General features: G+C 62.6%; 7 protein-coding genes. All 7 read left to right on the forward strand.

Features of this window, described 5'->3' with window-relative positions; genetic code table 11:
* The first annotated feature begins 32 nt into the window (after positions 1-32).
* The 7 genes from G8760_RS19315 to G8760_RS19345 all read left to right on the forward strand — a co-directional run bounded on the left by G8760_RS19315 (position 33) and on the right by G8760_RS19345 (position 9332).
* Positions 33-824, forward strand: a complete 792-nt coding sequence (locus tag G8760_RS19315) for a glucosamine-6-phosphate deaminase (protein WP_166354143.1) — start codon at positions 33-35, stop codon at positions 822-824.
* A complete protein-coding gene (locus G8760_RS19320; protein ID WP_166354145.1) occupies positions 799-2037 on the forward strand; it encodes an N-acetylglucosamine-6-phosphate deacetylase in 1239 nt (412 codons plus the stop codon). Before G8760_RS19315 ends, G8760_RS19320 begins: the two co-directional genes overlap by 26 nt.
* Positions 2038-2348: 311 nt before the next feature.
* A complete protein-coding gene (locus G8760_RS19325) occupies positions 2349-3455 on the forward strand; it encodes an ABC transporter permease (protein WP_207782514.1) in 1107 nt (368 codons plus the stop codon).
* The gene (locus G8760_RS19330) at positions 3452-4369 is read left to right on the forward strand and encodes an ABC transporter permease (RefSeq protein WP_166354149.1); all 918 of its coding nucleotides are present in this window, start codon (positions 3452-3454) and stop codon (positions 4367-4369) included. The genes G8760_RS19325 and G8760_RS19330 overlap by 4 nt, the downstream gene beginning before the upstream one ends.
* The gene (locus G8760_RS19335; RefSeq protein ID WP_166354151.1) at positions 4366-6249 is read left to right on the forward strand and encodes a dipeptide ABC transporter ATP-binding protein; all 1884 of its coding nucleotides are present in this window, start codon (positions 4366-4368) and stop codon (positions 6247-6249) included. The genes G8760_RS19330 and G8760_RS19335 overlap by 4 nt, the downstream gene beginning before the upstream one ends.
* On the forward strand, positions 6246-8051 hold the full coding sequence (locus tag G8760_RS19340) for a peptide ABC transporter substrate-binding protein (protein WP_166354153.1): 1806 nt from the start codon (positions 6246-6248) through the stop codon (positions 8049-8051). Before G8760_RS19335 ends, G8760_RS19340 begins: the two co-directional genes overlap by 4 nt.
* Before the next feature lie 45 nt (positions 8052-8096).
* Positions 8097-9332, forward strand: coding sequence for a Gfo/Idh/MocA family protein (locus G8760_RS19345; protein ID WP_166354155.1), 1236 nt, complete (start codon positions 8097-8099; stop codon positions 9330-9332).
* Positions 9333-9528: the final 196 nt, after the last annotated feature.

Here is a 9528-nt window from a genome sequence, read left to right on the forward strand (position 1 = left end):
GTTGTTGGCAAGCTCGGATCTCGGGAGGGACCTTGTCCAAGGCGGTTCAGCGGTTTCGTGCGGAGGACCTCGATGTCGAGGTATACCCATCGGAGGTGGAGATGGGGCGAGCCGCCGCGGCGAACACGGCCCATATCCTCCGCGCCGCGGTGGCGGAACGTGGTTCGGCCCGAGTGGTGATCGCCACCGGTAACTCGCAGTTCGCGTTCACCGACGCGTTGGCCGACCACGACGTGCCGTGGGACCGGGTGACGGTGTTTCACATGGATGAATACGTCGGCATCGACGCCGGCCACTCGGCCAGTTTCCGGCGTTGGATCCGCGAACGGGTCGAGGACCGGTTCGCGCCACGAGACGTTGAGTACATCGTCGGCGACGTTGCCGACGTTCAGGCCGAATGTGATCGATATGAGCAGGCGCTGCGGGCGGCGCCCCTCGACCTGGTGTGTATGGGAATCGGGGAGAATGGGCACCTGGCGTTCAACGAACCGTTCGACGCCCGCTTCGACGACGACCGATGGGTTCGGGTGATCACGTTGCAGCCGGAATCGCGCGCGCAACAGGTGGGCGAAGGGCATTTCGGCACCCTTGACGAGGTCCCGGCTGAGGCGATCTCGCTCACCATCCCGGCCCTGTTGTCGGCCCGGCAGGTTCAGATATGCGCGCCGGAGAAGCGGAAGGCCGCAGCAGTGGCGCGGGCGTTGCGGGACGAGGTGAGTACGGCCTGCCCGGCCACGATCCTGCGCCGGACTCCGCAGGCGAGGCTGTTCCTCGAGCCGGACTCGGCAGGAATGATCGATGCCGCGACGTCGTCGACACACTAGCGTCGCGGACTCTCCGGACGAACTAGTCCTGACCGGCGGACTCATTGTCACCCCGGCCGAGGTGCGCAGCGGCGTAGCCGTACACGTCCGGGATGGCCGGATCGCTGATCTCGTCCCGTATCCGGCCCCGCCGGGAGACTCCGCCCCCTGGAGTGATGCGGCGACGGTGGTGGACGTGGGTGGGCGACTCGTCACACCTGGCCTCGTGGACCTGCATGTCCATGGGGGTTTTGGATACTCGTTCGATCACTTGGACGATGAATCGGCGCTCGTGGCGATGCTGCGAGGTTTTGCCCGGTCCGGGGTGACCAGCGTGCAGGCGAGCCTGGTGTCGGCCGGGTTGCCCGAGCTCCTCCACCGGATCGACCGCATCGGCGCCGCTGCTGGCCCCGCGGACGGCGCTGAACTGCTCGGAGTCCACCTGGAAGGACCGTTCCTCGCGGCCGGCCAATGCGGCGCCCATGATCCCGCGGTGTTACGTGCACCCACCGACGCCGACGTCGCGGCTCTCGTGCAGCGGCGCGACGTCGTCGGCATGATCACCCTGGCGCCCGAACTGCCCGGCGCCCGGGCCGCGGTAACCCAGCTGGCCACGGCGGGCATCGTCGTTGCTGCCGGGCACAGCGAAGCCACCGTGGACGAGCTCGCCGGGGCAGTTGCGGATGGCCTCTCCCACGTCACCCACCTCTGGAGTGGGCAGACCGGGCTGACCAGGCGCGGCCCGTGGCGAGTGCCAGGGCTGCTCGAAGCGTCCCTGGCGTCGACCGGGCTGACCGCCGAGGTGATCGCCGACGGGCGCCATCTGCCGGCCGAGCTTCTGGAGATAGCCCGGCGCTGTTTGGGCGAGCGGCTGATCGTGGTCTCCGACGGGACGCCGGGCACCGGTATGCCCGCAGGGTTCAGGTACCGCCTGGGAACGGTTGAATGTGAGGTCGCCGACGGGGTCGGTGTGGTAGTCGGCGCCGACGCATTCGGCGGGAGCACATCGCTGCTGCCACGGATGCTGACCCACCTGCATGACGATCTTGAATGGCCGCTGCCGGAGGTGGTAGCGATGGCGACGAGCCGCCCGGCGGCGATAGCCGGGGTAGCTGACCGGAAAGGGGCGGTGGCCGTTGGTATGGACGCCGACCTGGCCGTGTTCGATCCGGGATTCGTGCCGTGGGGCGTCGTGGTCGGCGGCCGCTGGATACCGTCGTCGGCTACCACCTGAATCTGCGACGCACAAGAGCTATGGGTGCGTGAGCCCTCGGTTGTCGCGTCGTCGCATCCAGAGGCGGCCCACCGTTGACATGCGCTTGCCATTTGGCCATCGCTGGTGAATGCGCCAAGGTGCCGTGACAGATTCGCAACTTGCAGCTATTGCGGCAAGCGTTTGTATCTCGTAGCATCGACGCCAACGTGAAGGACCGGCTCTAGCCCTCGATGCGTCAGGACGGCGTGAGCGGCAGCATCCGTGAGTTGCGGTGAGCTTCGCCGGTTGCTGTGCTCGCTGCCCGTCGTCATTCGGAAAGGTGCGTGACTGTGCTGGCTTATGTGGCTCGACGGTTGGTGCGGTTGGTGCTGTCGCTGATTGCGGTGTCGATCATTACGTTCGGTTTGTTGCAGCTGGTTCCGGGATCGTTTTCGGATTTGGCTGAGGTGGGGTCGACGGCGCTAGGAGATCAGACGTCGGGTGATGGTGGTGGTGACAGTCTGGCGAGTCGGTATGGCGACCAGGTGCCGGCGTGGGAGCAGTATGCGCGGTTTATGACTGGTCTGGTGCAGTGGGATATGGGGCCGACGTTTAAGTACCCCCAGTCGTCGGTGGAAGAGCTGATGGGCGAGGCCTTTCTGGTGTCGTTGTCGTTGGCGGTTCCGGCGACGTTGTTGACGCTGCTGGTGGCTATTCCAATTGGGATGGTGGCGGCGGTGAAGAAGGACAAGCTTGCTGATTATGGGTCGATTTTTACGTTGACGACGATTCAGGCGTTGCCTGGTTATTTGTTTGCGTTGGTGCTTGTTCTTGTTTTTTCGGTGGGGTTGGGGTGGTTGCCGGTTCGGGGGTGGGCTGGGCCGGAGTACATGGTGATTCCGGTGGTGGCGTTGGCGGTGCAGCCGACGGCGATGTTGGCGCGGTATGTGCGTTCGTCGATGTTGGAGGCGCTGCGGGATGAGTATGTGGTGGCGGCGCTGGCTAAGGGTGGGTCGCGTCGGACGGTGTTGGTGCGGCATGTGTTGCGGAATTCGTTGATTCCGTTGGTGACGGTGGTGGGGCCGATTTTTGCGGCGTTGGCGACTGGCACGGTGTTTGTGGAGGTGTTGTTGGGGATTCCGGGGTTGGGTCGGTTGTTTACGTTGGCGGCGCGGACGCGGGATATGCCGTTGTTGATGGGGACGACGTTGTTTTTCGCCCTGATCTTGATGGTGATGAACCTGATTGTTGATCTGGTGTATGGGTTGTTGGATCCGCGGATCCGGCATCAGCAACGCACCAGCAGCAGATGGAGACGGCCACGTCGCGCCGGACTCCTACCGGCTTCTCAGCTGGTCGACAGCCGTACACAGGGCGGTCGTGATGATGGCGGTGGGGGCAGCGAGACACCTTCACCGGACGTTTCAGCCGCTGATGGTACGGAGGTGCGTCGATGACCGCGACCACAACCGAGCCGATCGAACCCGTTGATCCGCACAGCTCGACCAACCACGAGAGCGCCCAGAGCGAACTCGGGCGGGGTTGGGCCAGGTTCAAACGGAACAAGCTCGCATTCGGCAGCTTGATCTTCATGGGTGTCCTCATCGTGGTGGCGCTGGGGGCGCCGTGGCTGGCGCCGATGTCCTACACGGAGCAGGACCTCACCGGGCGTCTCCTGGCCCCGCTGACCGACGGGCATCTGCTGGGCACGGACCAGCTCGGCCGCGACGTCTTCTCCCGCATGCTGTATTCGTTGCGGACAGCACTGATGATCGGATTCGCCGCCGAACTCGTAGCGCTACTCGTCGCCTTGGTCATCGGCCTGTGGGCGGGTTGGCGCGGCGGGAGGACCGAATCGCTGCTGATGTCGTTCACCGACGTGATGTACGCGTTCCCGACCTACCTCTTCTCGGTCCTGCTCGTCGTCATCATGGGCCGGACCGTCTTCGCGATCATCCTCGCGATCGGGATCGCCGGGTGGGTAACCCAAGCCCGCCTGGTCCGCGCCCAAGTGCTGAAGATCAAGAACTTCGAGTATGTCGAAGCTGCCCGGTCCATCGGCACCGGTGGGGTGGCGATCACGGTGCGTCACATCCTGCCGAACGCGGTCGGTCCGCTTCTCGTGACGACGAGCTTCGCCATCCCCGGAGCGATCATCGCCGAATCCGGCCTCGCCCTTCTCGGCCTCGGTGTAGCGCCGCCGACACCCTCATGGGGCGGGATGATCGTCGACGGCTATACCTACGTCCTTGCCCACCCACACCTGATCGCCGCGCCATTAGCCCTGTTCAGCCTTACCGTGCTGGCGTTCACCTGGATCGGCGACGGGCTCCGGGATGCGTTCGACTCATCCGAGGAGGACTCCGCATGACCTCCGCCCATGCCGCCGCACCCGCCAACGTAACGGGAGCCGCATGCGTCCCGGAACCCCGGGAGAGCGCGTTGTTGTCGGTGTCCGATTTGCGAGTGTCGTTTACCAAGCCCCGTTCTGCCCATTCGACCGAGGTCGTCGCTGGACTGTCAATGTCGGTGCCGGCCGGTGGGTCGGTGGCCATCGTCGGAGAATCTGGGTCCGGGAAGACAGTGTCGATGCGGGCCATGCTCGGCGTACTTCCTGATACCGCACACGTCACTGGTGAGGCACTGTTCGAGGGCCGCAACCTCGTCGGTATGCCCGAGCCTGATCTCCGGCGGATACGTGGGACCGGAATCGGAATGATCTTCCAGAACGCCATGTCCGCACTTAATCCCACCCGGACACTCAAAGTTCAGCTGACCGAACACCTTCGCTGGCACGGCATAGCAAGCGGCGCCGAGGCGAGGCGACGGGCGGTAGATGCGCTTGATCGGGTGGGGATTCCCGATCCGGAGCGACGGATCCGAATGTATCCGTTCCAACTATCCGGCGGGCAGCGTCAGCGGGCGATGATCGCGATGGCGATCGTCGCAGGGCCCAAGTTGTTGATCGCGGACGAGCCCACAACCGCGCTAGACGTGACCGTGCAACGCCAGGTGCTGGATCTGTTGCAGGACTTACGGCGGGACGGGCTGGCGATCGTGATGATCACCCATGACCTCGGCGTTGCAAGGTATCTCTGCGACGACATCGTTGTTATGCGGCACGGCCAGGTGGTCGAGAACGCGTCCATGCGGTCGTTCATCAGTGCCGCGCAGCACGGATATTCCCAGCATCTGCTGGACACCGCCCTCGACGTCACCACCGCAGTGGGCGAGAACGACATCGACGACGACCCTGTGGAGGACGTTACCGCCACGACGGCGCTCGCCCATCCTTCGCCCGGCGTAGGTGGTGACCAAGCTGAGTTGCTGGTGGTACGGGACCTGGCGAAAGTTTTCCATGGTCGTGGTGGCGACGTGACCGCCGTGACCGATCTGAGCCTCACCATTCCTCGGGGGGAAACCATCGGCGTCATCGGGGAATCCGGCTCTGGAAAGTCGACCCTCGCGCGTCTCATCACCCGACTCACCGAACCAACCGCCGGCGACATCACCTTCGGCGGCACGGATGTTCTGCGCCTTTCGGGGAAGCGTCTCAAGGCGTGGCGACGGCAGGTGCAAATGGTGTTCCAAAACCCCTACGGCTCGTTGCTGCCGCATCAAACCGTCGCCGCGAACGTTGTTGAGCCGTTACGTGTGCACAAGGTCGGCACGAAAGCGTGGCGGCGTGAGCGGGCGCTCGAACTTCTCACCATGGTTGGAATCCCCGAGTCCAGAGCTGACCAGTACCCCCGGCAATTCTCCGGCGGCCAGCAACAACGCGTAGCGATCGCCCGGGCACTGGCCTTGGAACCGGCTCTCTTGGTGTGTGACGAACCCACCTCCGCGCTCGACGTGTCAATCCAGGCCCAGGTACTCGAGCTCTTGCAAGACCTGAAAGAGCGGTTGGGCTTGTCGATGTTGTTCATCACCCACAACCTCGCGGTCGCCCAGCGGCTATGCGATCGGGCGATCGTCATGGCCAACGGGTGCGTCGTCGAAGTTGCCTCCACCGACACGCTGTTCACCCGCCCGCAGCATCCGTACACACAAGCCTTGCTCGCCGCGGTGTTGCCGATCAGGGCTGAACTTCCACCCAGGTCAGGCGTGACCGCGGCGTTAGACCGCGTCCCGGTCGAACAGGAGGGCGACCTGGTTGAGATCACCGCAGGGCATTGGGTGCGCACCAAGCGGAGCGCAGACGACTTCGCGAAACCACAGGTTCTGACACAGAAAGGGCTGACGCAAGCATGACACGAGCCACCACCGTGCGCGGGGCATCGGAGCCCATTCGCCGACGTACCTTCCTTGCCGCGACGCTCGCCGCCGCAGCAGCCGCCAGTGCTGCTTGCGGATTCGGCGGTAGCGACGACGGCGGTAGCGCAGACAACAACGACGACAGCGGTGCTGGGGGGAGCGGGGACGAGCCGCAGCGCGGCGGGACCCTGCGTCAGTCCATGCTTCCGGTGACACTCCTTGATCCCGCCGTCAACGCCAATTACTCCTTCGGGCAGATCATGATGATCGGACTGTGGGAGGGTTTGGTCGTCGCGGACGCCAACGACCCGATCCAGGTTGTTCCTGGTGTGGCCGAATCCTGGGACATCTCCGGCGATGGCCTGATCTACACCTTCCATCTCCGGGGCGAAGCGCGATGGTCCAACGGCGATCCGGTGACCGCCAACGATTTCGAGTGGAACTGGAAACGTATTCTCACGCCGGGAATTGCCGGCGAGTCGAGTCCATCGTATAACCGGGACCGTATCTCCGTTGTTGGTGCAGCCGACTATATGAACGGAGAGATCGATGACTTCAGTAGCGTCGGAGCCAAGGCTATCGACGATGCCACTTTCGAGCTCACCCTGGAGAAGCCGGATCCGGATTTCCTGATCTACCTATCGCAATTCTGGGCGCTACCTCTACATCCCGCCACCGTTGAGCGATTGGGCGACGGGTGGCTGGACCCAGAGAACTGGGTCAGTAACGGCGCATACGTCCTCGACGAGTTCCGGGTCAACCTGGGCGCCGTGCTGTTGCCCAACGACCACTACTGGGACAAGGACAACTACTACATCGACCGGTGGGAGATCACCTTCAATGACGGTGGCACAACCGCCGATCTGTTGTCGTATCAGAGCGGTGACCTTGACATCACCGGCCGCATCGAAGATGACCTCGAAGCGGTTACCACCTCTGATGTCGCCGACGAGCTGATGTCCTCAGGGACCAACCAGTACCGTCACCTAATCGCGTTGAACAGCAGGCATCCAGCACTGCACGACATCAAGGTACGCAAGGCACTGGCCTTAGCGGTCGACCGCGAAGCGCTTGGCGGGGTAGGTAAGCCGGCGATACCGGGCAAGTCGCTCGTGCCGGGGGATGTCGAAGGGTCGGATGAGGTCCCTGGCGTCGAGTATGACCTTGAGGCCGCTCAGAACCTGCTCGCCGAAGCCGGATATCCCGATGGCGAGGGAATGCCCACCATCACCATACTCGACTTTCAAACCAGCCCCTGGGTGGAGGCTATCGCCGAAATGTGGCGTAAGAACCTCGGGCTAAACGTCGTACTCGACATCGTTGAGCTAGGGGTCTATTCCGAGAAACTCAACGTTCCGGTACATCCGGAGGACTATGTCGGATTCATGGTGACGAACAACTCAGTTCAGCCGCCGACGGTTGTGGGTGCGGCTTATAACAACTTGCAGCCCATCCGGACGTATGGCATGAATCTCTCACCGCCTGAGGCTGTCGACGACATCCTCGATGAACTCGGTGCGGACGTAGACACCGCGCAGATCGCCGCGAAGCTAGATGGCAAACGGCACCCGGAGGTCGAGCAGGCGGTGGAGTTGGCCCGCGAAGCCCTGGCTCAGACGGACCCAGAAGCTAGGACTTCTCTGGCGATCGAAGCCGCCATCGCCCGGGACGAGTCTTACGTCAGCATCCCCGCTCTATGGGGTGGCTACTTCTTGCTGGTCAAGCCTCGCGTGCAAAACCTCAAGCCTTGGTTCCACACGAGTGTCATGAGCACCAAGGGTGTGTGGATCAAGCAGTGACAGCTGAACAGGCTGCCAAAGATGAATGCAAGGAGCAGGGGCAAGATGTCGGACAGTGAAGTTGGAACCTTGGCCGCGCGAGTTGGAGTCATTGGCACCAGTAAGCGAGCGGCCTCATACTTCCGATCCTTGAGCGATGAGTTGAGAGCCGAGGTGCAAGTTGCTGCGCTAGCCGATCCGAACGGAAGTAATCGACGAAAGTTCGAGGAACTCATCTGCCCGGGTTCGACTCCACAGCACTATGGTGATTCGGCGTCGATGTTGGCTGACGGGCCGCTTGACGCGGTGGTGATCGCGTCACCGAACTCGGTACATGCCGAGGATGCAGAACAGGTCATGTCACGCGGCATTCGGTTGCTCCTGGAAAAGCCCGTGGCGGTCAGCGTCGAGGAGTGCGCTCGGCTCTGGAATGTGTACCAGCAGCGGCCGGAAACGCAGGTATTCGTGGGTTTTGTGCTCCGCTACACCTGCTTCTACGAGAAGATTAAGCAGCTCATCGATGCCGGCTCTCTGGGAGAGATCCTCGCGATTGACGCTGATGAGAATGTAGGAACCTATGTGACGAACGCGTTACATTCGGGGTGGCGCAAGAACGACGCCATGTCTGGCGGGTTCATTGTTGAGAAATGCTGCCATGACCTGGACATTCTCAACTGGCTCGTTGGTGCCAAGGCTGAACGGGTGTTCTCAATAGGTAGACGTACGCACTTTGTTCCGCGGCCGGCGAGTGAACAGCACCCACGGTTCGCCGCTGTGGAGGTTCCCGGAAACAACATGGATTACGGCGATAAGAGCCTCGAAGCTATGTTTTTCGTCGCGGAAGATTCGTCTCCTTACCAAGCAAATATAGCTTCGCCCGATCACCAATCGGTAATGGTTGAGTACCAGCAAGGAACGATCTGCACGTTAACCGCTGTCATAGGACAGCCACGGCCAACCCGAAGGATCAGGATCTACGGTAGCGACGGATCGTTGAGCGGCGACATCGATGAGTCCAGGATATTCGTAGATCGGCCGGCCCGAGTTGGTAACGGATGGACCCGTGAGGAGATTCCGGTCGACGCTCCCTCCAACGGACACCACGGCGGAGATGGCGTTATTCGGGAAGCTTTCTGGAACGCCGTAACTGGGCGGAGTGCGGAGGGAAGTCGCGCGGGACTGAAGGAAGGAATCGAGTCGGTACTCGTCGGCATCGCTGCTGAAAGGTCTAGAGCTAGTGGGCAGCCTGTGATGATGGCGCCCATGCGGGAGGAAGTGTTCGGCCCGGATTTGCTGGGTTGATGAAAGCCAGCGACCAATATGGAGCAATGTCAAGCTCCTAACGGAAACATTACCTAGCTCTGTTGGTTTATGTGCGTCTGGAGGCTGTTGTGGTTTCTCGTAGGACGATTTCGCGTCGGGCGTTGTTGGGGAGTGCGGCTGCGACGTTGCCGGCTGCGGCGTTGATGGTGGATGCTGCTGGTGCGGTTGGTCGGCG

This window comes from Phytoactinopolyspora limicola (assembly GCF_011320225.1).
Taxonomy (GTDB): Bacteria; Actinomycetota; Actinomycetes; order Jiangellales; family Jiangellaceae; genus Phytoactinopolyspora; species Phytoactinopolyspora limicola.